The following is a 23,441-nucleotide window of genomic DNA, read 5'->3' as shown; positions in this document are numbered from 1 at the left end:
CGTAGGGCGAATAACCGTTCGCGGTTATCCGCCGCTACACCTTGCCCACGAGCCAACTCCGTGGCTGAACCCGAAGGCGCTTCGTGTTCGAACCCGCAACGCCCTTCGAGCAAGGTCAAACGGCGTATAACCGCGAACGGCTATACGCCCTACGGCACCAATAGCTGTTGAGCCAGGGCGTCGACCTGTTCCTGGCGTTCGCTCTTGTCCACCCGCTTGCGGCCATTCAAGGTCGACCACTCCGGGTGCGCCCGCGCCTTGCGCAGCGCCTCGGGCAGCTTGCCTTCGCGCCACTGCTTGTCTTCCGGTGAATCGACGCGGATCGCTTCCATGGCCGCGTGGCCGCGGGCCTGCAACGCTGCCAGCAGTTGCCGCTGGCGCAGGGCGAGCAGGCGCAGCACGCTGTCGTCCACCGAGAGTTCGCGCTGGCCCTTGAGCTTGCCGAGCAGGCGCTGGCCATAGTGACCCACGGTCTGCCAGGCGCCGCCGGCCAGGGCGCCGAGGGCGGTGGCGGCGCCCAGGGTCAGGCCGCCCACCAGCAGGTCGATGCCGGCGCCGGCCGCGGCGCCGGCAGCCACGCCGCCGCCCAGGCGCACGCCGAGCTGGCGCAGGGTTTCGGGGTTAAACAGGTCATCGCCCCAACGCCCGTCCAGCAGCGGCAGGTCGGCGGCGCGGGCATCGTCCTTGCGGAAGGCATAGAGGCGCAGCAGGGCCTGTACGCAGGCTTCCTCGCGCTTGCGCACGCGGTCGCGCAGGGCCTCGGTGGCCTTGCGGATGGCCTGGGCGTCGCCGGGCACCAGGTCGCGGCAGGCGGCGACATCCACCAGCAGTTCGGCGATCAGCTTGGCGCCGGCCTCGCGCCGCGCCACGGCCTGGGCCTCGTGGTCCTGGACCAGCCGCTCCAGCTGCGGGCGGGACTTCTCCAGCAGCAGCGCCAGGCTTTCGTAGAGTCGCCGTTCGCCGTCCAGCGGCGGCGCCACGCTGTCGAAGCGCACCAGGGCGTGCAGGCCCAGGCGCGACAGGGCCTCGCGCCACTGCTCCTCGCGGTGGTTGGCGCTGGCGACGAAGTTCAGCACCGGCAGCAGCGGCCGCGCGCAGCCGGCGAGCACTGCCAGTTCGTCGCGGTACTTGGCCAGCACCGGCTCGCGGGCGTCGATCACGTAGAGCCCGGCATCGGAGGCCTGCAACTGGCGCAGCACCTTGGCTTCCTGCTCGAAGCGCCCGCGCGCCTCGCTGCCGTCGAGGAAGCGGCGCAGCTTCTCCGGGCCGTCCAGGCGCTCGCCGGGGCGCTCCAGGGCGTCGAGGTAGTCGCTCAGGGCGATGGCGTCCTCCAGGCCCGGCGTGTCGTACAGCTCCAGCAGCGCCTCGCCGTCCACCGACAGGCGCGCGCCCTCGACGTGGCGGGTGGTGCTGGGGCGGTGCGAGACCTCGCCGAAACCGACGTCGCGGGTCAGGGTGCGCAGCAGCGAGGTCTTGCCGACGTTGGTATGGCCGACCACGGCCAGCCTGAGGGGCTCAGTCATGTCCGCTCTCCAGCCAGGCCAGGGGCGATGCGCCGCTGTGCGGCAGGTTCAGCTTGTCGATGGCGGCATGCCAGTCGGCCAGGCGGTCGCTGTCCAGGCCGATGCCCGCCGACGGCTGCAGCAGCCAGACGCGGGTGGCGCCGGCGCAGCGCGACAGCTCGGCGATCAGCGCCAGGGTGCCGCGGTCCGGCGAGCGCCGCGGGTCGCAGGCGATGGCCAGGCGCGCCGGCGGATAGCGGGTCAGTTGCTCCAGCAGGCGACGGCGTTGCGCGCCATCGTCCAGCACGCCGGCATCGGCCACGCCGGCCGGCAACTTCGGCGGCCAACTCTGGCTGTCGTCCAGTTCGATGGCCACCAGCAAGGCGCCCTCTGCGCTGGCCGCAGGGTTCTGCGCCTGCGGCTCGACCAGGCTGACTGGCGCGGCGTCGTTCACGCCCAGGCGCTCGCTGCCGGGCTGCAGGCGCTCGCGCAGCAGGCTGTAGCCCGGCAGCGAGAGGTCCAGGCGCAACGCCGCGCGGCCGCTGCGCCAGCGCCACAGGCAGAAGGCCCAGAGCAGCAGGCGCGGCAGCAGCCCATAGACCAGCAGGATGCCCACCAGCCAGCCGGCCCAGGCGTGGCGCGCGGCCTCGCTGGCCACCAGGGCGTCGCCGCTGGCGCGCACCAGGTCGCTGTCCGGCAGCGGGAAGCCCAGCAGCGAAGGCAACGCGCCCAGGCCCTGGGTAAGGAAGACGAAGGTGTCACCGCCAAGGATGGTGGTTTCCCAGACGAAGCCGTAGCGCCGCGTCGACAGCAATGCCAGCAGCACCACCAGGGCCGCGCCCAGGGCCAGCAGCCACAGGCCGTGGACCAGCATGCCCAGGGCCCAGCGCGTCAGGCGCTGGCGGCCGAGCAGCACCAGCAGCGACGGCGCCAGTTGCGCGGCGCGGGCATCGCGCGCCAGCTTGCCGCTCAGCCACAGCCACAGGCGGCCCAGGGCGCCGGCCGCCTCGCCGCCGCCGAGGGCGAAGCCGCAGGCCCAGCCCAGCAGCATCAGCAGGTCCAGGCCGAGCAGGCTGGCCAGGGCCCAGAACACGTTGACCGGGCGCTGGCCGTCACCCAGTGCGGCCAGCGCCAGGCCGGCGCCGCTGAGCAGGGCGAGGACGATCAGCAGGTAGAAGGCCAGTTGCGCGCCCTGTTTCCACAGGCGCAGGGCGCTGTCCAGCTGGTCGCGCCCGGCCAGCCACAGGGCGCGGTGCTCGATGCGCCGGGGCAGTTCGCCGCCGGCGGCGATGGCGCGGCGGTTGGCTTCGGCATCCTCCAGCGGGCCGGCCTGCTCCTCGCGCAGGCGCACGGCTTCGCACAGCCACAGTCGGTCGAAGGCGGAAGGTGGGGCGGTATCGCTCACGGGGTCTCCGGCGCTGGTTCCTGGGCGCAAGCATAACCGCTGCGCCGTGCCGCGTCCGCCCGCGGGGGTAACACCGGCGACCACCGACCGAACCAAGGAAGGGCTTACCCGGCGCGCGCACGGGTATAGGGTGCCAAAGCCAACCAGAACAACAACAACGAGGCCCGCCATGCCGCGCGTCCTGCCCTGCGCCCTGCTCCTGCTGGCCGCCGCCCGCGCGGCGGCCGTGGAAACGCCCCCGCCCCGGCCCTCCGACTGGGGCCCGGACACCCCGCTGATGCAGGCGGTGCCGCCGCGCCAGCTGGACGAGAAGGTTGGCCAGCGCGCCTCCGACAGCGACGAGTCGAAGCTGTGGATAAGCCACACCGACTTCCGCCTGCACGACGACATCGGCTTCTTCATCCGCCGCATGCTGATCCGCATGAGCTCGGTGGGGCCCAAGGGCACGCCGCTCATGCTCGACGACCCCAGGGCCATGGTGGCGCGCATCCAGGCCGGCGACATCTTCGTCGCCGACGCCACCCTCGCCACCCTGCTCAACGCCGAACTGCGCAGCGCCGACGCGCCGGTGCGCAACCTGGTGCTGAGCACCCGCAAGGACGGCCAGGAAGTGCACGGCGAGCTGCTGCGCAAGGGGCGCTGGCGGCCGCTGCGGATGCTCACCCGGATCGAGCAGGCCGGCCCGCTGAAGGTGGCCCTGGTGCCGCAGCGCATCTTCGTCGACGGCGTGGACGTCACCCCTTCGCTCAGCGCCGCCTCCATCGAGATGTCCGAGGTGCTGCAGCTGCACACCGCGCACATGCAACTGCTCGGCAACCGCATCCTGGTCGACCTCGACGGCCTGTTCCCGCCACCGCGCCTGGACTTCGCCGTGCGCAGCCTGAAGCTGGCCGACGGCGGCATGGACCTGCTGCTGGGCGAGGACCTGGCCGGCCTGCAATGGCCGCAGTTGCAGGCGCCGGAAAGCTACATGTTCATCCAGGGCGGCGACATCAAGATGGCCCGCACCATCCTGGTCAAGGCCTACGCCCTGTTCACCAGCCTCAGCCCCGGGCAGCCGCTGCTGTTCAACCTCTACGACTACCGCCGCCAGCTGCAGTATGGCGAGATCCGCCTGCGCCAGGACGGCATGGTGCACATCGCGGTGTCGCCGGTGAAGGCGCCGGCGCCGCAGGAGAAAGCCCTATGAAGCGCCTGCTGCCCCTGGTCCTCGCCCTGCCCCTGCTGGCCGCCGTTCCGGCCTGGGCGCAAACCGCCATCGACCGCCAGCAGCAGGAGCTGCAGCTGCTGCGCCAAGGCTGGTTCCAGCAGACGCCGCCGGAGGCCGGCCACGCCGCCAGCCGCCCGGGCGGGATTCGCGATTCCGGCCAGGACGGCGTCGGCCTGCTGCTGCATAACGTGGACATGTACTTCGAAGGCGGCATCGGCTTCCACAGCCCGCAGCTCAAGGGCTGGCTGCTGCCGCTGCAGGCCGGCGCGCCGGTGGACTTCGACCGCCCGCAGGACATGCGCATCCAGGTCACCGAGGGCGAGGTGATCCTCGACCCGCAGCAACTGGCCAACCTGTTCAACCAGCGCATCCTGGCTTATCCACAGAGCATGCTGCGCGACTTCGCCATGAGCGTGGACGGCGAGCGCCTGCTGGTCAGCGGCCAGGTGCAGCCCCTGGGCATCGGCCCCTGGCTGCCGCTGCGGCTGTCCGGCAGCGTGCGCCTGGAGGGCGACGAGATCCTCTACCAGCCGGACCAGGTCAAGGTCCTCGGCGTGCCGGCCTACGGCGCCATGAGCCTGGTCGGCCTGCACCTGGATTCGCTGGTCGAGCTGGAGCGCCCCGGCGCCCTGCTGCGCGACAACGCCATGCGCCTGAACTACCACCAGGTGTTCCCGCTGGTGGGCATCGACGGCAAGGTCGACGCCGCCTGGCTCGACCAGCAAGGCCTGCACCTGCGCTTCGCCCGCCCGGCCGGCAGCCCGCCGCCGCGCTTCGATCCGCCCACCCTGGCCGGCCCCTCGTACATCTGGCTGCAGTCGGGCGACCTGAAGATCTTCGAGATCCTCATCACCTACGCGCAGGTGCTGCTCAAGGCCGAGCAGCCGGACCAGAGGCTGGTGTTCAACCTCAGGGACTACCGCAAGGTGCTGGCCACCGGCATCACCCAGGTCAACGAGGACGGCACCTTCTTCATGCGCGTGCCGCCCTATGCGAACGACGCGCCGGCCCAGCGGCTGGTATCCTCTGCCACCGATGGATCACCCTGAGCACATGACCGGAGCCACGATGTCCCAAGCCCCTTCCCGCCTGCCGCTGGCGATGATCGCCGCCCTCGCCGAGAACCGCGTGATCGGCATCGACAACCGCCTGCCCTGGCACCTGCCGGCCGACCTCAAGCACTTCAAGGCGCTGACCCTCGGCAAGCCGATCATCATGGGCCGCAAGACCTGGGACTCCCTCGGCCGCCCGCTGCCCGGCCGGCTCAACCTGGTGGTCAGCCGCCAGGCCGGCCTGCAGCTGGAAGGCGCGGAAGTCTTCACCTCGCTGGAGGCCGCGCTGCAGCGCGCCGACGCCTGGGCCCGGGAGGAGGAAGCCGAGGAGCTGATGCTGATCGGCGGCGCCCAGCTGTACGCCGAGGCCCTGCCCAGGGCCGAGCGCCTGTACCTGACCCGCGTGGCCCTGAGCCCGGTGGGCGACGCGCACTTTCCCGAGCTGGACGAAAGCCGCTGGCACCTGGCGTCCAGCATCGAGCATGAAGCCACGGCGGAAACGCCGGCCTATGCCTTCGAGGTCTGGGATCGCGCTTGAGGGGTGTCTGCCGGTGAGCACTGGGTCTGGGGTTGACTCCGGCCCTCTCCCCAACCCTCTCCCTGAAGGGAGAGGGAGCCGTTCGGAGTGGCTTGTAGGTCAGACACCATCCTTCCACCCCGTCACTCCCGCGAACGCGGGAAGCCAGAGACGTTGGGTTCGCGAGCAAGAACCAGGCGCCCCCTCGCTCCTACGAAAAGCGGCCGCTCCCTCAGTGGGTCGCCGGCTTCGCCGCCGCGCGGCGGTAGGCCCAGACCATCAGCGCGATGCCGCCGAGGATCATCGGCACGCACAGCAGCTGGCCCATGGTCAGCCAGTCCCAGGCCAGGTAGCCCGGGCCGCCGTTGCCGCCGGCGCCCTGGTCGGCATCCGGCAGGCGGAAGAACTCGACGAAGAAGCGGAAGCAGCCGTAGCAGAGGATGAACAGGCCCGAGACCGAGGCGGTCGGCCGCGGCTTGCGCGAGAAAATCCAGAGGATGGCGAACAGCACTATGCCTTCCAGGGCGAACTCGTACAGCTGCGAGGGGTGGCGCGGCAGCTGCGCGGGGTCGCTGTAGGGCGGGAAGATCATCGCCCAGGGCACGTCGGTGGGCTTGCCCCACAGCTCGGCGTTGATGAAGTTGCCGATGCGCCCGGCGCCCAGGCCGATCGGCACCAGCGGGGCGATGAAGTCCATCAGCTGGAAGAAGCTCTTGCCGTTGCGCTTGCCGAACCACCAGGTGGCCAGCATCACCCCCAGCAGGCCGCCGTGGAAGGACATGCCGCCCTCCCAGACCTTGAACAGGTTCAGCGGGTTGGCCAGGTAGAAGTCCAGCTTGTAGAACAGCACGTAGCCCAGGCGCCCGCCCAGCACCACGCCGCAGGCGACCCAGAACACCAGGTCGGAGAGCTTCTCCTTGCTCCAGGTCGCATCGAAACGGTTCAGCCGGCGCGAGGCCAGCAGCCAGGCGCCGCCGATGCCGATCAGGTACATCAGCCCGTACCAGTGGATCTTCAGGGGGCCCAGCGACACCGCGACGGGGTCGATCTGTGGATAGGGCAGCATCGCTTACTCCTAGGGTTTGATCAGGAAACTCATGCCGACGCAGAACATCAGCAGAGCGAACAGGCGCTTGAGCACCTTGGCCGGCAGGCGGTGCGCCAGGCGCGCGCCGATGCGGGCGAAGAACATGCTGGTGACGGCGATGCCCACCAGCGCCGGCAGGTAGACGAAGCCGAAGCTCCACTGCGGCAGTTCGGGCCGGTGCCAGCCGACCGCGATGAACGAAATCGCCCCGGCGATGGCGATGGGCAGGCCGCAGGCGGAAGAGGTAGCCACCGCCTGCTGCATGGAGACGCCGCGCCAGGACAGGAAAGGCACGGTCAGCGAGCCGCCGCCGATGCCGAAGATCGCCGAGGCCCAGCCGATGAAGCCACCCGCCGCACCCAGCCCGCTCTTGCCCGGCAGGCTGCCGCCAGCCTTGGGTTGCAGGCCCAGGGCCATCTGGATGGAGATGAGCACGGCGAAGGTGCCGATGATCTTCTGCAGCACCGGGCCCTTGATGGCCGAGGCGGTCAGCGCGCCCAGGGCGCTGCCGACGACGATGCCCACGGTCATCCACAGGAACACCGGCCAGAGCACCGCGCCGCGGCGGTGGTGCTCGAGGATGGAGTTGACCGAGGTGAAGACGATGGTCGCCAGGGACGTGCCCACCGCCATCTGCGTCAGCACTTCGACGGGGAAGCCATGGGCGGTGAAGCTGAACACCAGCACCGGGACGATGATCAGGCCGCCGCCGACGCCGAACAACCCGGCCAGCACCCCCGCGCAGGCACCCAGCACCAGGTAGAGAAGGAACTCCATGGAGACCTCGGGTGGCAAAAGCGGCATGGTACCGAAAATGCGCCGGCGACGGCAGCCGCCCGCGGCGCAACGGGCTTGCCGGGGCGGAACATGACGAAAATGTCATCTTCCGCCCTGCCCGGGTAACGCCGGCTATTGAGTTGCCACCGCCAGTTACCTACCCTGCCTGGACCACCACCGCAGGGCCCTGCCCCATGTGCCTGATCGTCCTTGCCTGGCGCCCCGGACACGCCATGCCGCTGATAGTCGCGGCCAACCGCGACGAGTTCTATGCCCGCCCCACCCTGCCGCTGGCGGCCTGGGAGGATGCGCCGGAGGTCTATGCCGGGCGCGACCTGGAGGCCGGCGGTACGTGGATGGGCCTGGGGCCTGGCGGGCGCTTCGCCGCCCTGACCAACGTGCGTGATCCGGGCCAGCCGCTGGGGCCGCGCTCCCGCGGCGAACTGGTGGCCGGCTTCCTGCGCGGCCGCCAGGCACCGCTGGCCTACCTCGCCGAGGTGCAGCGCCGCGCCAGCGAATATTCCGGGTTCAACCTGCTGGTCGGCGACGCCCGCCAGCTCTGCTACTTCAACCCCCGCGACGGCGGGCCACGGGAACTGCCGGCCGGGCTGCACGGCCTGTCCAATGCCACGCTGGATACGCCCTGGCCCAAGCTGCTGCGCGCCCGCGCCGCCCTCGAGGAGCACCTCGACGAAGCCGAGCCCGGGGCCCTGCTGGGGCTGCTCGGCGACCGCGAGCGCCCCGGCGACGAACGGCTGCCGGAAACCGGCGTCGGCCTGGCCACCGAGCGCCTGCTGTCCAGCGTATTCATCGCCAGCGCCAACTACGGTACCCGCGCCAGCAGCGTGCTGCGGGTGCATGCCGACGGGCGCCGGGAATTCATCGAACGCAGCTTCGGGCCGGAAGGGGCCCATCTGGGCGAGGTGCGCCTGCTGCTCGACGCCTAGGGCCCGCTACGGGGGAAAGCTCGCGCCTACGAAAGGCACCCGTAGGGCGAATAACCCCGGAGGGGTTATCCGCCGTTCCGAATGCCAATCCCGCGCGGGGGCCAACGGCGGATAACCGCGAACGGTTATGCGCCCTACGGGATCAGCCGTGAGGCACACGCTTCCAGCAGGCACGGACGGTCCCCTCTCCCGCTTGCGGGGGAGGGTTAGGGAGGGGGTTGCGGGTTCGTCCTACAGTTGCCGGGCGGCACGGTATTCCCTCCCGTAGGAGCGGAACTTTTCCGCGATAGCCGGAGGTTCCGGCGCGATTCGCGGATGAGATCCGCTCCTACGCCGCCCCACCCACGCCATCTCCATGTAGGAGCGGGCCCTGCGCGCGAAATCGCGGGCAGGGCCCGCTCCTACACCATGCACTGCGGCCTAGCATACCTCGATGGCGTCGCGCAGGCGCTTGGCCCGGTAGAGGGCATCGTCCAGGCGGCGCAGCAGGCCCTCCAGGGATTCGGCGCGGCGCATGCCGGCCAGGGCGAAGCTGGCGGTGAGGGGTTGCTCCAGGTCGCCGCAGGCCTCGCGGATGTGCAGGCGCAGGCGTTCGGCCAGGCGGGTGGCGGAGGCCACCGGGGTGTTGGGCAGCAGCACGATGAATTCCTCGCCGCCCCAGCGGGCGAAGCAGTCTTCCTCGCGCAGGGTCTGGCGCACCGCCTGGGTCACCGCCACCAGCACGCGGTCGCCGACAGGGTGGCCGAAGAGGTCGTTGATGCGCTTGAAGTGGTCGAGGTCGAACATCAGCAGGCTGACCTGTTGGTCGTGGCGCTGGAAGCGCTGCCACTCCTGCTGCAGGCTGCTTTCGAAGCGGCGCCGGTTGAAGATCTGCGTCAGCGGGTCGGTCTCGCTCAGGCGCACCGCCACCGCGGCCTGCTCGGCCAGGGCCAGGTTGGCCTGGCGCAAGGCTTCGGTGCGCTGTTCGACCAGTTGCTCGAGGTTGCGGTTGAGTTCGCGCAGTTCCTCGTTGCGCCGCTTCAGCTCCAGCTCGATCAGCTTGCGCTCGTGGATGTTGTGGTGGGCGCCGATCATCCGCGTGGCGCGGCCCTGCTCGTCGAATTCGACGAAGCGGCCGTGGTCCCTTATCCACAGGTACTCGCCATTGGCGCAGAGGCAACGGTACTCCTCGGCGTAGGCCGCCTGCCGGCCGTCCAGGTAGGCCTGGAAGCTGCGCATGACGCGGGGGAAGTCGTCCGGGTGGATCACCGAGTGCCAGGTGGCGACGTTTTCCGGCAGGCCGTCGACCGGGTGGCCGAGCATGCGGTACCAGCCCGGGCTGCGCTTGACGTCGTCGCTGCGGATGTCCCAGTCCCAGATGCCGTCGCTGACGATCTCCAGGGCATAGCGGAGGGTCTTCTCGATGGCTTCGCGGTCGCCCGCGAGCGCTTGCTGCTCGTCCATAAGCCTTCTCCCGGCAGTGCCGGTTGTACAGGGCCCCGGGGACGACTCAGCTCCGGGGAAGGCGGCGCGCCAGGTCAGCCCTGAACGGTCGCCGCGGGATTGATCACCCGGCCGAGGCCGAGGTTACGCAATGCCAGGTGCAGGGAGCTGTGGATCACCTGCGGGTTGTCGAAGGTCATCAGCTGGCCGAGCAGTTCGCGGGCCTTGCCCAGGGTGATCTGGCGCAGCAGCCACTTCACCTTGGGCAGGTTGGTGGCGTTCATCGACAGCGAGTCGAAGCCCATGGCCATCAGCAGCACCGCGGCCGCCGGGTCGCCGGCCATCTCGCCGCAGATGCTCACCGGCTTGCCTTCGGCGTGGGCGTCGTCGACCACCTTCTTCAGCGCCTGCAGCACCGCCGGGTGCAGGTAGTCGTAGAGGTCGGCCACGCGCGGGTTGTTGCGGTCCACCGCCAGCAGGTACTGGGTGAGGTCGTTGGAGCCGACCGAGAGGAAGTCCACCTGGCGCGACAGCTCGCGGGTCTGGTACACCGCTGCGGGGATCTCCACCATCATGCCGATCGGCGGCATGGGGATGTCCACGCCTTCGTCGCGGATCTCGCCCCAGGCGCGGTGGATCAGGTGCAGCGCCTCTTCCAGCTCGTGGGTGCCGGAGATCATCGGCAGCAGGATGCGCAGGTTGTTCAGGCCCTCGCTGGCCTTGAGCATGGCGCGCGTCTGCACCAGGAAGATTTCCGGGTGGTCGAGGGTGACGCGGATACCGCGCCAGCCGAGGAAGGGGTTGTCTTCCTTGATCGGGAAGTAGGACAGCGCCTTGTCGCCGCCGATGTCCAGGGTGCGCATGGTCACCGGCAGCGGGTGGAAAGCCGAGAGCTGCTCGCGGTAGATCGCCAGCTGCTCCTTTTCGCTGGGGAAGCGGTCGTTGATCATGAACGGCACTTCCGTGCGGTACAGGCCAACGCCCTCGGCGCCGCGCTCCTGGGCGCGGGCCACGTCGGCCAGCAGGCCGGTGTTGACCCACAGCGGCATGCGGTGGCCGTCGAGGGTTTCGCAGGGCAGCTCGCGCAGCGCGGCCAGGCCCTTGCTCAGTTCCTTCTCCTCGGCGACCACTTCGCCGTACTGCTTGACCAGCTGCGGCGACGGGTTGGTGTAGATCTCGCCATGGTAGCCGTCGACGATCAGGTCGATGCCATCGACCTTGGAATACGGCAGGTCGACCGCGCCCATCACCGTGGGGATGCCCATGGCGCGGGCAAGGATCGCCACGTGGGAGTTGCCCGAGCCAAGCACCGAGATCAGGCCGACCAGCTTGCCCTCGGGCACCTCGCCGAGCATCGCCGGGGACAGTTCCTCGCTGACGATGATGGTCTGGTCCGGGTAGGTCAGGTTCTGCTTACGCTCTTCCTGCAGGTAGGCGAGGATGCGCCGGCCGATGTCCTTGACGTCGGAGGCGCGCTCGCGCAGGTAGGCGTCGTCCATCAGCTCGAAGCGCGCGACGTGCTCCATCACCACCTGGCGCAGGGCGCCCTGGGCCCACTGTCCGGAGCGGATGATGCGCTTGACCTCCTGGCCGATGGAGGCGTCGTCGAGCATCATCAGGTAGACGTCGAACAGCGCGCGCTCTTCCTTGCGCAGCTGGGTGGCGAGCTTGCTGGAGAGGTTGCGCATGTCCTCGCGGACCGACTCCAGGGCCTGCTTGAAGCGCTCGACCTCGGCCTCGACGTCGTCGATGGGCTTGTCCGGGACCACTTCCAGGTCGGCCGGCGGCAGCACCACTACGGCCTTGCCCACGGCCACGCCGGGGGCGCCGGGCACGCCGACGAACTTGGCCTCCTGGATGCCCTTGCCAAGCTTGCCCAGGCCGCGGATCGAACCGGTGGCCTCGGCGTGGGCGATGACCCCGGCGAGCTGCGCGCTCATGGTCACCAGGAAGGCTTCCTCGCCCTCGTCGAACTGGCGCTTCTCCTTCTGCTGCACCACCAGCACGCCCATCACCCGGCGGTGGTGGATGATCGGGGCGCCGAGGAAGGAGGCGTAGCGTTCCTCGCCGGTCTCGGCGAAGTAGCGGTAGCGCGGGTGCTCGGAGGCGTTCTCCAGGTTCAGCGGCTCCTCGCGGGTGCCCACCAGGCCCACCAGGCCCTCGTTGGGGGCCATGCTGACCTTGCCGATGGAGCGCTTGTTCAAGCCCTCGGTGGCCATCAGGACGAAACGGTTGGTGTCGGCGTCGAGCAGATAGACCGAGCACACCTGGGTGCCCATGGCTTCCTTGACCCGCAGCACGATGATGCCCAGCGCCGCCCTCAGGTCCTTGGCGGCGTTCACTTCCTGGACGATCTTGCGCAGCGTGTTGAGCATGCTCAGGGCCTTATCTCCTATTCAGTCCCGCGCCAGCAGGCGCGGCGCCAGTTCCTTCAGGGCCCGCCGGTAGACCTCGCGCTTGAAGGTCACCACCTGCCCCAGGGGATACCAGTAACTCACCCAGCGCCAGCCATCGAATTCCGGCTTGCCGGTCACATCCATGCGTACCCGGTTCTCGTCGCCGGTGAGGCGCAGCAGGAACCACTTCTGTTTCTGGCCGATGCACAGCGGTTGGCTGTTGGTACGCACCAGCCGCTGCGGCAGACGATAGCGCAACCAGCCGCGGGTGCAGGCGAGAATGCGCACATCCTGCTCCTCCAGGCCAACTTCCTCGTTCAACTCGCGGAACAGCGCCTCTTCAGGAGTTTCCCGGGCGTTGATGCCGCCTTGCGGGAACTGCCAGGCCTCCTGGTTGATGCGCCGCGCCCACAGAACCTGACCGGCCTCGTTGGAGAGGATGATGCCGACATTGGGGCGAAAACCATCGGGATCGATCACGGCGGTACATCCTCGAAAACGCGTGTGCCCGCATTGTTCCACAAAGCCTGTGACAGCAGCAACGCGAGGCTTGGCGCGCATGGGCAGGGCAGGCAAAAGCCGTTACTCTAGGCGACTTTTCCGCTTTCGCAATCAACGGTGAACCATGGCGCGCCTGGCCCTCTTCGACCTCGACAACACCCTGCTGGCCGGTGACAGCGACCACAGCTGGGGCGAATGGCTGTGCCAGCGCGGCCTGGTCGACGCCGGCGAATACCAGGCGCGCAACGACGCCTTCTATGCCGACTACCAGGCCGGCACCCTGGACGTGTTCGCCTACCAGGCCTTCACCCAGGCGATCCTCGGCCGCAACAGCCTGGAGCAGCTGGCCACCTGGCATCGCCAGTTCATGGAAGAGATCATCGAGCCGATCATCCTGCCCCGCGGCGAAGCCCTGCTGGCCGAGCACCGCGCCGCCGGCGACCGCCTGGTGATCATCACCGCCACCAACCGCTTCGTCACCGGCCCCATCGCCGAGCGCCTGGGCGTGGAAACGCTGATCGCCACCGAGTGCGAGATGCGCGACGGCCTCTACACCGGCCGCACCTTCGACGTGCCCTGCTTCCAGGGCGGCAAGGTGACGCGCCTGCAGCGCTGGCTGCAGGAAACCGGCATGAGCCTGGACGACAGCTACTTCTATAGCGACTCGCGCAACGACCTGCCGCTGCTGGAAGTGGTGGCCCACCCGGTGGCTGTCGACCCGGACGAGGTCCTGCGCGCCACCGCCCAGGCGCGCGGCTGGCCGGTGCTCAGCCTGCGCGACTGAGCCGTCTCAGAAGCCCTTGTTGACCATCAGGTGGAAGATCGCCAGGAAGGCCAGGAACGCCGGCCAGCCCAGGGCGAACCACCAGCGCATGTAGAGGAAGGCCCGCGGCGGCAGCGCCGTGCCATCACGGTGCGCCGCCTCGGCCATGTCGCGCACGCGGATCTGCAGCCACACCACCGGCAACCAGCAGGCGCCGGCGAAGACGTACAGCGCCAGGCTCCACAACAGCCAGCCCGAGTCCAGCGGCCAACCGGCCAGGTGCGCCATGGCGGCGCCGCTGAGCGGCTGGAACACTGCCGTGGTGGCGATGAACAGCCAGTCGGCGGTGACCAGGTGGCGGAAAGTCACCCGGATCGCCTCCAGGTGGCCGCTGCGCCAGGCCCGCCAGGCGTAGTAGGCCGAGCCCAGGCCGGTGCCGAACAGCAGCGTGGAAGACAGGATGTGCAGGGTCTTGAGCAGCAGGTAGGGACTCATCGGCGCTCCGTCGCCGTCGATCTCACAGCGGCTTGGCCAGCATCAGCGCGAGTATCGCCAGCCAGCTGAGCAGGGCCAGGGCGAAGAACACCGCGCCGAAGCGCAGCTCGCGCACCACCCCCTCGGCCAGTGGCTCGCCGCTGTCGCGGGCGCTCGCCGCCAGGCGGCGGATGCGCCACAGGCGGCCGGTGAACAGCAGCCAGAAGATCGCCACCAGGATCAACAGGCAGGCGCTGGCCAGCAGCCAGGTCTGCCCCAGCGGGAGGCCGGCGCGGTGGACCATCTGCCAGCCGGTGAGCGGCAGGCTGGCCACGCAGCCGGCGACCAGCACCCAGGCGGCCAGGCCGATGCGCTGCAGCGCCTTGGCCAGCACGCCGGCATCCCCGCCACGCCAGCTGCGCCAGCCGTACCAGGCGAGGCCGGCGATGGCCAGCAGCGGCACGGCCACGGCGACGCCGTGGAGGATCTTGAGGGTCTGGTAGGTTTCCATGCGGGCGGTCCCTGTCGCGATTCGGGCTGTTCCCTCAGCCTAGCAGCGCTGCCGGCCGGCGGGTTGAGCTGGGACAGCGCGTGCCGCCCCGGCGTTCCCCACCCGGCCGCCCGGCCTCAGCCGAGGAACAGCTTGTAGGCCGGGTTGTCGGTCTCGTCCCAGTACGGGTAGCCGATTTCCTCCAGCGCCTGCGCCACCTTGTGGCGTTCCTCCTCCGGCACCTGCAGGCCGGCGACCACGCGGCCGTCGGCGGCGCCGTGGTTGCGGTAGTGGAACATGGTGATGTTCCAGCGCCCGCCGAGCTTGTTGAGGAAGTTGAACAGCGCGCCGGGGCGCTCGGGGAACTCGAAGCGGAACACCTGCTCGTCGCTGACCCGCGGCGAGTGGCCGCCGACCATGTGGCGGATGTGCAGCTTGGCCAGCTCGTTGTCGGTCAGGTCCAGCACCGGGAAGCCCTGCTCGCGCAACTGCTCGACCAGCACGGCGCGCGGGTCGCTGTCCGGGTGGGTCTGCACGCCGACGAAGATGTGCGCTTCGCTGTCGGTGTTGTAGCGGTAGTTGAACTCGGTGATCTGGCGCTTGCCGATGGCCTCGCAGAAGGCCTTGAAGCTGCCCGGGCGCTCGGGGATGGTCACGGCGATGATGGCTTCGCGCTTCTCGCCCAGCTCGGCGCGCTCGGCGACGTGGCGCAGGCGGTCGAAGTTGATGTTGGCGCCAGAGTCGATGGCCACCAGGGTCTGCCCGCGCGCGTTGTCGCGCTCGACGTACTTCTTGATCCCGGCCACCGCCAGGGCGCCGGCGGGTTCGGTGATGGAGCGGGTGTCGTCGTAGATGTCCTTGATCGCCGCGCAGATTTCGTCGGTGCTGACGGTGATGACTTCGTCGACGTAGCGCTTGCAGACGTCGAAGGTGTGCTGGCCGATCTGCGCCACCGCCACGCCGTCGGCGAACAGCCCGACCTGGCTCAGCACCACGCGCTCGCCGGCGGCCATGGCGGCCTGCAGGCAGTTGGAGTCGTCCGGCTCGACGCCGATGACCTTCACCTCCGGGCGCAGGTACTTCACGTAGGCGGCGATGCCGGCGATCAGCCCGCCGCCGCCCACCGGCACGAAGATGGCGTCCAGGCGCCCCGGGTGCTGGCGGAGGATCTCCATGGCCACGGTGCCTTGCCCTGCGATCACGTCCGGGTCGTCGTAGGGGTGGATGTAGACGTAGCCCTTCTCTTCCACCAGCTTCAGCGAATACGCCAGCGCCTCGGGGAAGGCGTCGCCGTGCAGCACCGCCTTGCCGCCGCGGGCGCGCACGCCCTGGACCTTCAGCTCCGGCGTGGTGCGCGGCATGACGATGGTCGCCTTCACCCCCAGCTCCTTCGCCGCCAGGGCCACGCCCTGGGCGTGGTTGCCCGCCGAGGCGGTGACCACGCCGCGCGCCAGTTCCTCGGGGCTCAGCTGCGCCAGCTTGTTGTAGGCGCCGCGGATCTTGAAGGAGAACACCGGCTGCAGGTCCTCGCGCTTGAGCAGCACCTGGTTGTCCAGGCGCTCGGAGAGGCGGCGGGCCGGTTGCAGGGGCGTTTCCCCGGCGACGTCGTAGACGCGCGAGGTGAGGATCTTCTTGACGTACTGTTCGAGCATCGGGGCGGGCTTCGCAGGGACGGGGCACAAAGCCGGCAGTCTACTCCAGTCGGCGGCCGGCGGGAGCGGCGAATCCACATTCGCCCGGCGGCCCCGCTATAATTCGCGCCCCAAGCCCCTTTGCCGGAACCCAGAGATGAACCAGGACCAGCTCAAGCAGGCCGTGGCCCAGGCCGCCGTCGACCACATCCTCCCGCACCTCGACAGCAAGAGCATCGTCGGCGTCGGCACCGGTTCCACCGCCAACTTCTTCATCGACCTGCTGGCCAGGCACAAGGCCGAGTTCGACGGCGCCGTGGCCAGCTCCGAGGCCACCGCCCAGCGCCTGAAGGGCCACGGCATCCCGGTCTACGACCTGAACAGCGTCAGCGAGCTGGAGTTCTACGTCGACGGCGCCGACGAGAGCAACGAGCGCCTGGAGCTGATCAAGGGCGGCGGCGCCGCGCTGACCCGCGAGAAGATCGTCGCGGCCGTGGCCAAGCGGTTCATCTGCATCGCCGACCAGAGCAAGCTGGTGCCGCTGCTCGGCGCCTTCCCGCTGCCGGTGGAAGTCATCCCCATGGCCCGCAGCCACGTGGCCCGCGAGCTGGTCAAGCTGGGCGGCGACCCGGTCTACCGCGACGGCGTGCTGACCGACAACGGCAACATCATCCTCGACGTGCACAACCTGCGCATCGACAGCCCGGTGGCCCTGGAAGAGAAGATCAACAACATCGTCGGCGTGGTCACCGTGGGCCTGTTCGCCGCGCGCCCGGCCGACCTGCTGCTGCTCGGCACCGCCGAGGGCGTGAAGACGCTCAAGGCCTGAGCCCCGGTGGCCGCCGTCCGGGCGGCCACCACCGGCCCTCTCAAGGGCCCCTGAAACTTTCCGTCGGCCGGCCGCCGAACGTCTACCCTGGGTCTGGGTATACGGCTCAGCACAGGAGGCAGCCATGTCCGCGAAATACCATCTGAAGAGGGCCAGCGACGGCCAGTTCCACTTCACCCTGCACGCCAGCAACGGCGAGGTCGTCCTCAGCAGCGAGCTGTACAAGGCCAAGACCTCGGCCACCGAGGGCATCGAGTCGGTGCGCAGGAACTCGCAGCGCGAGGGCGCCTTCGAGGTGAAGGAAGCGAGCAACGGCAAGCACTACTTCGTGCTCAAGGCCACCAACGGCCAGGTGGTCGGGCAAAGCCAGATGTACGCCAGCCGCGCCAACGCCGAGAACGGCATCGCCTCGGTGAAGCGCTACGCGCCGGACGCCGGTATCAGCGACGATACCTGAGGCGGCTCAGCCGCCGAGCCGCTCGATCCCCCAGGGCCTGGAACTGACCTGCAGGCGCGGCGGCTTGTCCCGTGCCTGCGGGGCCTCGCGCTCCAGTTGCGCCAGGCAGGCCCGGGGGTCGTCCAGCGGCAATTCCCCGAGGGCCTCCAGCGGCAGTTCCCACCAGCGGCTGGCCAGCAGGCGCTCGATCAGCTCCGGCGGGAAGCGGTAGCGGATCACCCGCGCCGGGCTTCCCGCGACCACCGCGTAGGGCGGCACGTCCTTGTTGACCAGGGACTGCGCGCCTATCACCGCCCCGTCCCCACCGTCAGGCCGTCGAGGATCAGCACGTCGCGGCCGATCCACACGTCATGGCCGATGGACGAGGGGCACCGGGGCTCGTCGCGGAGGATCGGGCGGCCGATCAGCCTGGGGTTGGACGGAAAATTGTGGGTGGTCAGCCAGTCCATCGGGTGCGAATGGCGGCCCTGGCCGATCACCACGCCGGTGGCGATCGAGCAGTAGCGGCCGATGTGCGAGACGTCGAGGAATTCGCAGCCGCTGACCACGTCGGTGTACGCGCCGATCTCCAGGGAGGGCGAATAGATCTTCGCCTTGCCGATCTTCACCCCCGGCTCCAGGGTCAGCCGCGCGCCGTCGCGCAGCGACTTGATCCCGCCGGCCAGGCGGCAGCGATGGCCACTCAACGCCTTGTTGAGCCGTCGATTGATCAGGGCCTCGCTGATGATGTTCATTGCCGCTCCGGATGGCGCCAGTGCCTGGGGGCGACAATGTAATGCTTTTGTTACCGGGACTCTACGTCCACAGCCTTGCGGAACACATAGAACAGGTTGGGCTCGCTGACCAGGTACAGCGTGCCCGCCTCGTCCATGGCCAGGCCCTCGGCCTGTGGCACGCTGCGCTTGAGCCCCTGCATGCCGCGCAGCAGCGACAGGCTGCTGATGGGCTCGCCGTTGACGTCCAGCTCCAGCACCAGGCGCGACTCGTCCGACAGCGCCAGCAGGTGGCCGCTGCCCTCGTCGTACTGCAGGCTGGAAAGGTCGCGGACGAACAGCCGGCGGTCGCGCTTGAGGTCGTCCAGCACGTGCACGGCGAAGGGTTTGTCGGGCTGCGTGTGGGGGAAGCCGTGGACCTCGTAGATGCGCACCGGGTCGCGCTCCTTGGCGACGAACAGGCGCTGGCCGACCGAGTCGTAGGCCAGCCCCTCGAAGCCCTTGTTGCCCATCGGCCCCAGGCCCAGGGACAGCTGTTGCGCCTGGGCGGCGTCCAGCTCGCGGGTGTCGTTCTCCAGGCGCACCTTGAACAGCCGCTGGCGGCGCTCGTCGCTGAGCACGTAGAGGCCGGGGCCGATGTACTCGATGGCCTCGGTGTCGCCGAAATCGTGCAGGGTGATCTTGCGCAGCACGCGGCCGTCCAGGGACAGCTCGACGATCTGCGCCGGCTGGTTGGTGACGGTGAACAGGCTGCGCCGCTCTGGGTCGTAGGTCAGCGCCGAGACGTCGTCGTCCAGGCCCTCGATGGGCTGCGCCTCGATCTCCACGCGGTAGTCGGGCAGCCAGATCGACTGCTCACGCCAGCTTTCCGCATGGTGCCATTCGCGCACGGCGAACCAGGCGCGTTCGTAGACGCGGAACTGCTGGCCGAGCCAGGCCAGGGCGAGCAGCAGGAGCAGCAGCAGCGCCGCCAGGCAGCGGCGCGGGGTGATGGAACGGAGCATCGCAGGTCCATGTCGATGGGAGCGCGCAGTAATAGCACAGGGCCGCTGAAGCCAGGCTTAATCGCCGTGCAGGAAATTTCTCCAAGGCTAGAGTCAGGCTAGCGTAATCCCGAGTCCTCACCGCCCCCGCAAGGAGTTCCGATGAGCGCCGTCCAGCTTCCCGAGCAGCGAACCCTGACCACCCTGCACACGGTGGTGCTGGCCACCGAGGTGCTGAGCCAGGCCGGCATCCCCCGCGGACGGCTGCTGGAAGGCAGCGGCATCGCCGAGGCCGATCTGCTGACGCCGGAGAAATTCATCAGCCACGCCCAGGAACTGCGGGTGTTCGCCAATGCCCTGAACTGCCACCAGGACCCGGCCCTGGGCCTGTACCTCGGCCTGCGCATGCACGTTTCGGCCTACGGCATGCTCGGCTACAGCATGCTGGCCAGCCGCACCCTGCGCGACGCCCTGCAGCTGGCCCTGGCCCACCCGGACCTGCTCGGCACCTACTTCCGCCTGGCCCTGCAGGACCACGGCGACGAGGTCTGGCTGAGCGCCGAGGGCTACCGCTACGCGCCGGAGCTGACGGTGTTCAACACCGAGCTGTGCCTGACCTCGCTGCTCACCGTGGTGCGCGACCTGCTCGGCGAGTCGGTGCGTCCGCGGCGCCTGCTGCTGGCCTACCGACCGCCGCTGCATGCCAGCACCTACACCGAACGCCTGGGCTGCCCGGTGGAGTTCGGCGCCGCCACCAGCGCCCTGTGCCTGGGCCCGGCGCTGCTCGACCGCGTCCTGCCGCTGGCCGACCCGGTCAGTTGCCACAACGGCCTGCAGCAATGCCAGCGCCTGAGCGCGGCCATGAGCGGGCGCGACGACATCCTCGAACTGATCCGCCGCCACCTCGCCAACCACCTGCAGGAAGCCCGCGGCCTGGACGAGGTGGCGCGCCACCTGCACCGCTCCAGCCGCACCCTGCGCCGCCACCTGCAGCAGCACAACACCAGCTACCAGCAGGTGCTGGACGAGGTGCGCTACGACAAGGCCCGGCAGTTGCTCAAGGACACCGACCTGCCGATCTACCTGATCGCCGAGCGGCTCGGCTACAGCGAGACCGCCAGCTTCCGCCACGCCTTCCAGCGCTGGAGCGGGGCGAGTCCGAGCCTGTACCGCGGCTAGGGCCAATCGCGTCCCCACCAGACGGCACAGCTCGCTCCTACGAAGAGCAGGACGTAGGGCGAATAACCGTTCGCGGTTATCCGCCGTTGGCCGATGCACCGAAGCCCGACGACAACGGCGGATAACGCCGTAGGCGTTATGCGCCCTACAGGGGAACGACGGGTTGCCATGGCCGGTGAATATGGCCCTTCAACTTGGCCTGATTTATCCCTTATTGGCCTGTTCTATCGTTCTGCCGCTGCGAAAAGGAGGGCCATTATCAAGCCGCAGCTAGGTGAAGCGGTCGGCAGAACCGCACAACCGCAAACAATAACAACTGCTTAACTGCATGGTATTGAAGCATGACCAGCGCGATTGCCATCGAGCGAATCGGCATGGAATTCGGTACCCCCGGCCAAGGCCTCAAGGCCCTGGACGACGTGTCCCTGGACATCCGCGCCAACGAGTTCTTCACCCTCCTCGGCCCCTCGGGCTGCGGCAAGACCACCCTCCTGCGGCTCATCGCCGGCTTCGAACAACCCACCTCCGGCAGCATCCGCCTCTACGGCGAGCCCATGCAGGGCCTCCCGCCCTTCCGCCGCCCGGTCAACACCGTGTTCCAGAGCTATGCCCTGTTCCCGCACATGACCGTGGCGCAGAACATCGCCTTCGGCCTGGAGATGCAGGGCAAGCCCAAGGCCGAGACCGAGGCCACGGTGAAGGCCATGCTCGAACTGGTGCGCCTGCCCGACGTCGGCTCGCGGCGCGCCGACCAGCTCTCCGGCGGCCAGCAGCAGCGCATCGCCCTGGCCCGCGCGCTGGCCAGCCGGCCCAAGGTGCTGCTGCTGGACGAATCGCTCTCGGCGCTGGACCTGAAGCTGCGCAAGGAAATGCAGATCGAGCTCAAGCGCCTGCAGCACGAGACCGGCATCACCTTCATCTTCGTCACCCACGACCAGGAAGAAGCCCTGACCATGTCCGACCGCATCGCGGTGATGAACAAGGGCCAGGTCCTGCAGATCGGCACCCCCACCGAGATCTACGACGCCCCGGCCAACCGCTGGGTGGCCGACTTCATCGGCGAGACCAACTTCCTCGAGGCCGAGGCCAGTGGCGATGGCGTGGTGCTCGCCGACGGCCAGCGCCTGGCCGCCGCCACCACCCTGCCGGGCAAGGTGACCCTGGCCATCCGCCCGGAACGCACCGAGCTGGCCCAGGACGGCGAGCTGGAAGGCGTGGTGGAGAACGTGGTCTACGTCGGCACCGATACCGTCTACCACCTGAAGGTCGCGGGCCAGCCGGGCTTCCGCGTGCGCCAGCAGAACCGCCAGGGCGCGGTCGGCGCCCACCAGCCCGGCGCTCAGGTGCGCGTGCGGGTGCCCGGCAACGCCATCCGGGTGCTGGCCGAATGAGTACGCTGCGCCTGCAGGCCGAGCGCAAGAGCCTGCGCGCCCGGCTGGCGCTGACCACCCCGGCCATGCTGGTGCTGCTGGTGTTCCTGGTGCTGCCGCTGGGCATCATGTTCGCCGTGTCCATCCAGGCCCCCGGCGACTACGGCGGCGTGAAGTGGGGCCAGCACACCCTGGAGGCGTACATCAACTTCCTCTGGGAACGCGACCTGGACGACGCCCTGGTGTTCAACACCGACTACCTGGGCATCTTCCAGCGCTCCTTCTGGCTGTCCATCCTGACCACCGCCGGCTGCCTGCTGATCGGCTTCCCCACCGCGCTGTACCTGGCGCTGCAGGACGAGCGCCGGCGCAACATGCTGCTGTTCCTGGTCACGGTGCCGTTCTGGACCAACCTGCTGGTGCGCGTCTACGCCTGGATACTGCTGCTGCGCAACGGCGGGCTGATCGACGAGGGCCTGCACAAGCTGGGCTTCAGCGACGCCGCCATCGGCTTGCTGTACACCGACAACGCGGTGATCATCGGCCTGCTCTACACCTACCTGCCGTTCATGGTGCTGCCCATCTACACCAGCCTGGAGAAGATGGACTGGCGCCTGGTGGAAGCCGCCTTCGACCTCGGCGCCAACCGCTGGAAGGCGCTCAGGCGCATCATCATCCCGCTGGCGATGCCCGGCGTTGTGGCCGGCTGCATCCTGGTGTTCATCCCCTCGCTGGGCAACTACATCATTCCCGAGCTGCTCGGCGGCGGTAAGTCGCTGATGATCGGCAACCTGATCCAGCTGCAGTTCGGCACGGCGCACAACTGGCCGTTCGGCGCGGCGCTGTCCTTCGCCCTGCTCGCCTTCGTCCTCGCCGCCATGCTGGTCTACAGCATGCGCTTCAGGCAGGGCGCCGCCGGAGGTCACCCATGAACTCGCTGAACCCGCTGTGGCGCTTCGCCGGCGTGCGCCCGGCCGCCTGGCTGTTCTTCGCCTTCCTCTACGTGCCGATCCTGGTGCTGGTGGTGCTCAGCTTCAACAGCGGCCAGTCGGCGACCCTGTGGGAAAGCTTCAGCTTCAAGTGGTACGCGGTGGTGGCCAACGACCCGGAGATCGTCCGCGCGGCGAAGAACTCGCTGATAGTCGCAAGCCTGGCCACGGTGTTCGCCACCCTGCTCGCCACCCTGGCGGCGCTGGGCATGCGCGGCCGCGCCTTCCGCGGCCAGAGCCTGATGAACGGGGTGCTCGGCCTGCCACTGCTGGTGCCGGAGATAGTGGTCGCGGTGGCCACGCTGATGTTCTTCGCCTTCATCGGCCTGAAGCTGTCGCTGTTCACCATCCTCATCGCCCACGTGGTGTTCTGCATCCCCTTCGCCTACCTGCCGATCCGCGCCCGCCTGGAGGGCATGGACCCACGCCTGGCGGAGGCCGCGGCGGACCTCTACGCCTCGCCCTGGAAGGCCTTCTGGAAGGTGACCTGCCCGCTGCTGATGCCCGGCATCCTCTCCGGGGCGATGCTGGCGTTCATCATCTCGATGGACGACTTCGTCATCACCTACTTCGTCGCCGGCGCCGGGGCCACCACCCTGCCGGTGTACATCTTCAGTTCCATAAGAATGGGCATATCGCCGAAGATCAATGCGATCTCCTCGATCATCCTGCTGATTTCCATCGCGTTCGTTGCGTTGTCGTACTACGTCGGCCAGCGCCGGCGTTGACTGCCTCCCGATAAAAACC

The 23,441-nt window shown here is 69.0% G+C and carries 22 protein-coding genes and 1 pseudogene; 11 read left to right on the top strand and 12 right to left on the bottom strand.

Features of this window, described 5'->3' with window-relative positions; translation table 11 throughout:
* Nucleotides 1-149 precede the first annotated feature (149 nt).
* Complete coding sequence (locus PKO50_RS32495; protein WP_275628301.1) at nt 150-1,523, bottom strand: GTPase/DUF3482 domain-containing protein; 1,374 nt, start codon at nt 1,521-1,523, stop codon at nt 150-152.
* Complete coding sequence (locus tag PKO50_RS32490) at nt 1,516-2,907, bottom strand: DUF2868 domain-containing protein (protein WP_275628300.1); 1,392 nt, start codon at nt 2,905-2,907, stop codon at nt 1,516-1,518. The genes PKO50_RS32495 and PKO50_RS32490 overlap by 8 nt, the downstream gene beginning before the upstream one ends.
* Before the next feature lie 169 nt (nt 2,908-3,076).
* On the opposite strand from PKO50_RS32490, the gene PKO50_RS32485 reads away from it, so the two are divergent.
* The 3 genes from PKO50_RS32485 to PKO50_RS32475 are packed head-to-tail and all read left to right on the top strand — an operon-like array spanning nt 3,077 to nt 5,707.
* Entirely contained in the window at nt 3,077-4,096 is a 1,020-nt protein-coding gene (locus tag PKO50_RS32485; RefSeq protein ID WP_275628299.1) for a hypothetical protein, read from the top strand.
* Nucleotides 4,093-5,166, top strand: coding sequence for a hypothetical protein (locus tag PKO50_RS32480; protein ID WP_275628298.1), 1,074 nt, complete (start codon nt 4,093-4,095; stop codon nt 5,164-5,166). Before PKO50_RS32485 ends, PKO50_RS32480 begins: the two co-directional genes overlap by 4 nt.
* A 19-nt stretch (nt 5,167-5,185) precedes the next feature.
* On the top strand, nt 5,186-5,707 hold the full coding sequence (locus PKO50_RS32475; protein ID WP_275628297.1) for a dihydrofolate reductase: 522 nt from the start codon (nt 5,186-5,188) through the stop codon (nt 5,705-5,707).
* A gap of 211 nt (nt 5,708-5,918) precedes the next feature.
* Here the strand turns inward: PKO50_RS32475 and lgt are convergent, their stop codons facing one another.
* Complete coding sequence (gene lgt / locus PKO50_RS32470; protein WP_275628296.1) at nt 5,919-6,752, bottom strand: prolipoprotein diacylglyceryl transferase; 834 nt, start codon at nt 6,750-6,752, stop codon at nt 5,919-5,921.
* A 9-nt stretch (nt 6,753-6,761) separates the two neighbouring features.
* The gene (locus PKO50_RS32465; RefSeq protein WP_275628295.1) at nt 6,762-7,550 is read right to left on the bottom strand and encodes a sulfite exporter TauE/SafE family protein; all 789 of its coding nucleotides are present in this window, start codon (nt 7,548-7,550) and stop codon (nt 6,762-6,764) included.
* 194 nt (nt 7,551-7,744) lie between these two features.
* Between PKO50_RS32465 and PKO50_RS32460 the strand changes: the two genes are divergently transcribed.
* Nucleotides 7,745-8,497, top strand: a complete 753-nt coding sequence (locus PKO50_RS32460; protein WP_275628294.1) for an NRDE family protein — start codon at nt 7,745-7,747, stop codon at nt 8,495-8,497.
* A 420-nt stretch (nt 8,498-8,917) separates the two neighbouring features.
* On the opposite strand, the gene PKO50_RS32455 is transcribed toward PKO50_RS32460, so the two are convergent.
* The 3 genes from PKO50_RS32455 to PKO50_RS32445 form a co-directional block, all read right to left on the bottom strand.
* Entirely contained in the window at nt 8,918-9,940 is a 1,023-nt protein-coding gene (locus PKO50_RS32455) for a sensor domain-containing diguanylate cyclase (RefSeq protein ID WP_275628293.1), read from the bottom strand.
* A 74-nt stretch (nt 9,941-10,014) separates the two neighbouring features.
* On the bottom strand, nt 10,015-12,294 hold the full coding sequence (gene ptsP / locus PKO50_RS32450) for a phosphoenolpyruvate--protein phosphotransferase (RefSeq protein ID WP_109935427.1): 2,280 nt from the start codon (nt 12,292-12,294) through the stop codon (nt 10,015-10,017).
* A 21-nt stretch (nt 12,295-12,315) separates the two neighbouring features.
* On the bottom strand, nt 12,316-12,795 hold the full coding sequence (locus tag PKO50_RS32445) for an RNA pyrophosphohydrolase (protein WP_009613927.1): 480 nt from the start codon (nt 12,793-12,795) through the stop codon (nt 12,316-12,318).
* A 145-nt stretch (nt 12,796-12,940) separates the two neighbouring features.
* Here PKO50_RS32445 and PKO50_RS32440 point away from each other — a divergent pair, with 145 nt between their 5' ends.
* Complete coding sequence (locus PKO50_RS32440; RefSeq protein ID WP_275628292.1) at nt 12,941-13,600, top strand: HAD family hydrolase; 660 nt, start codon at nt 12,941-12,943, stop codon at nt 13,598-13,600.
* A gap of 6 nt (nt 13,601-13,606) precedes the next feature.
* Here the strand turns inward: PKO50_RS32440 and PKO50_RS32435 are convergent, their stop codons facing one another.
* The 3 genes from PKO50_RS32435 to ilvA form a co-directional block, all read right to left on the bottom strand.
* Nucleotides 13,607-14,074: a DUF2269 domain-containing protein gene (locus PKO50_RS32435; protein ID WP_109935429.1), complete on the bottom strand. Its 468-nt coding sequence runs from the start codon at nt 14,072-14,074 to the stop codon at nt 13,607-13,609.
* A gap of 22 nt (nt 14,075-14,096) precedes the next feature.
* Entirely contained in the window at nt 14,097-14,564 is a 468-nt protein-coding gene (locus PKO50_RS32430; protein WP_275628291.1) for a DUF2269 family protein, read from the bottom strand.
* Between the two features lie 116 nt (nt 14,565-14,680).
* Entirely contained in the window at nt 14,681-16,225 is a 1,545-nt protein-coding gene (gene ilvA / locus PKO50_RS32425) for a threonine ammonia-lyase, biosynthetic (RefSeq protein ID WP_256595921.1), read from the bottom strand.
* A gap of 106 nt (nt 16,226-16,331) precedes the next feature.
* On the opposite strand from ilvA, the gene rpiA reads away from it, so the two are divergent.
* Together rpiA and PKO50_RS32415 are read left to right on the top strand one after the other, a co-directional pair.
* Nucleotides 16,332-17,003 (top strand): ribose-5-phosphate isomerase RpiA, encoded by a 672-nt coding sequence (gene rpiA, locus PKO50_RS32420; RefSeq protein WP_089390867.1) that lies wholly within the window; start codon nt 16,332-16,334, stop codon nt 17,001-17,003.
* A 124-nt stretch (nt 17,004-17,127) separates the two neighbouring features.
* Nucleotides 17,128-17,460, top strand: coding sequence for a YegP family protein (locus PKO50_RS32415; RefSeq protein WP_109935432.1), 333 nt, complete (start codon nt 17,128-17,130; stop codon nt 17,458-17,460).
* Between the two features lie 6 nt (nt 17,461-17,466).
* Here the strand turns inward: PKO50_RS32415 and PKO50_RS32410 are convergent.
* A pseudogene (locus tag PKO50_RS32410) lies at nt 17,467-18,194 on the bottom strand (CatB-related O-acetyltransferase).
* A 50-nt stretch (nt 18,195-18,244) separates the two neighbouring features.
* Nucleotides 18,245-19,177, bottom strand: a complete 933-nt coding sequence (locus PKO50_RS32405; protein ID WP_275628290.1) for an SdiA-regulated domain-containing protein — start codon at nt 19,175-19,177, stop codon at nt 18,245-18,247.
* 141 nt (nt 19,178-19,318) lie between these two features.
* On the opposite strand from PKO50_RS32405, the gene PKO50_RS32400 reads away from it, so the two are divergent.
* The 4 genes from PKO50_RS32400 (at nt 19,319) to PKO50_RS32385 (ending at nt 23,422) form a co-directional block, all read left to right on the top strand.
* A complete protein-coding gene (locus tag PKO50_RS32400; RefSeq protein ID WP_275628289.1) occupies nt 19,319-20,335 on the top strand; it encodes an AraC family transcriptional regulator in 1,017 nt (338 codons plus the stop codon).
* Between the two features lie 341 nt (nt 20,336-20,676).
* Nucleotides 20,677-21,726: an ABC transporter ATP-binding protein gene (locus tag PKO50_RS32395; protein WP_089390862.1), complete on the top strand. Its 1,050-nt coding sequence runs from the start codon at nt 20,677-20,679 to the stop codon at nt 21,724-21,726.
* Nucleotides 21,723-22,637 (top strand): ABC transporter permease, encoded by a 915-nt coding sequence (locus PKO50_RS32390; RefSeq protein ID WP_089390861.1) that lies wholly within the window; start codon nt 21,723-21,725, stop codon nt 22,635-22,637. Before PKO50_RS32395 ends, PKO50_RS32390 begins: the two co-directional genes overlap by 4 nt.
* Nucleotides 22,634-23,422, top strand: a complete 789-nt coding sequence (locus PKO50_RS32385) for an ABC transporter permease (RefSeq protein ID WP_009613945.1) — start codon at nt 22,634-22,636, stop codon at nt 23,420-23,422. The genes PKO50_RS32390 and PKO50_RS32385 overlap by 4 nt, the downstream gene beginning before the upstream one ends.
* The last annotated feature ends 19 nt before the right edge of the window (nt 23,423-23,441 follow it).

The sequence above is a fragment of the Pseudomonas sp. 273 genome, from assembly GCF_029201425.1.
In the GTDB taxonomy this organism is placed as follows: domain Bacteria; phylum Pseudomonadota; class Gammaproteobacteria; order Pseudomonadales; family Pseudomonadaceae; genus Pseudomonas; species Pseudomonas delhiensis.
This window is presented reverse-complemented; position numbering and strand designations above follow the sequence as displayed.

Coding starts and splice junctions, on each gene's coding strand:
- PKO50_RS32495 (WP_275628301.1), bottom strand. CDS start 1,523: ATGACTGAGCCCCTCAGGCTGGCCGTGGTCGGCCATACCAACGTCGGC.
- PKO50_RS32485 (WP_275628299.1), top strand. CDS start 3,077: ATGCCGCGCGTCCTGCCCTGCGCCCTGCTCCTGCTGGCCGCCGCCCGC.
- PKO50_RS32480 (WP_275628298.1), top strand. CDS start 4,093: ATGAAGCGCCTGCTGCCCCTGGTCCTCGCCCTGCCCCTGCTGGCCGCC.
- PKO50_RS32475 (WP_275628297.1), top strand. CDS start 5,186: ATGTCCCAAGCCCCTTCCCGCCTGCCGCTGGCGATGATCGCCGCCCTC.
- lgt (WP_275628296.1), bottom strand. CDS start 6,752: ATGCTGCCCTATCCACAGATCGACCCCGTCGCGGTGTCGCTGGGCCCC.
- PKO50_RS32465 (WP_275628295.1), bottom strand. CDS start 7,550: ATGGAGTTCCTTCTCTACCTGGTGCTGGGTGCCTGCGCGGGGGTGCTG.
- PKO50_RS32460 (WP_275628294.1), top strand. CDS start 7,745: ATGTGCCTGATCGTCCTTGCCTGGCGCCCCGGACACGCCATGCCGCTG.
- PKO50_RS32455 (WP_275628293.1), bottom strand. CDS start 9,940: ATGGACGAGCAGCAAGCGCTCGCGGGCGACCGCGAAGCCATCGAGAAG.
- ptsP (WP_109935427.1), bottom strand. CDS start 12,294: ATGCTCAACACGCTGCGCAAGATCGTCCAGGAAGTGAACGCCGCCAAG.
- PKO50_RS32440 (WP_275628292.1), top strand. CDS start 12,941: ATGGCGCGCCTGGCCCTCTTCGACCTCGACAACACCCTGCTGGCCGGT.
- PKO50_RS32435 (WP_109935429.1), bottom strand. CDS start 14,074: ATGAGTCCCTACCTGCTGCTCAAGACCCTGCACATCCTGTCTTCCACG.
- PKO50_RS32430 (WP_275628291.1), bottom strand. CDS start 14,564: ATGGAAACCTACCAGACCCTCAAGATCCTCCACGGCGTCGCCGTGGCC.
- rpiA (WP_089390867.1), top strand. CDS start 16,332: ATGAACCAGGACCAGCTCAAGCAGGCCGTGGCCCAGGCCGCCGTCGAC.
- PKO50_RS32415 (WP_109935432.1), top strand. CDS start 17,128: ATGTCCGCGAAATACCATCTGAAGAGGGCCAGCGACGGCCAGTTCCAC.
- PKO50_RS32405 (WP_275628290.1), bottom strand. CDS start 19,177: ATGCTCCGTTCCATCACCCCGCGCCGCTGCCTGGCGGCGCTGCTGCTG.
- PKO50_RS32400 (WP_275628289.1), top strand. CDS start 19,319: ATGAGCGCCGTCCAGCTTCCCGAGCAGCGAACCCTGACCACCCTGCAC.
- PKO50_RS32395 (WP_089390862.1), top strand. CDS start 20,677: ATGACCAGCGCGATTGCCATCGAGCGAATCGGCATGGAATTCGGTACC.
- PKO50_RS32390 (WP_089390861.1), top strand. CDS start 21,723: ATGAGTACGCTGCGCCTGCAGGCCGAGCGCAAGAGCCTGCGCGCCCGG.
- PKO50_RS32385 (WP_009613945.1), top strand. CDS start 22,634: ATGAACTCGCTGAACCCGCTGTGGCGCTTCGCCGGCGTGCGCCCGGCC.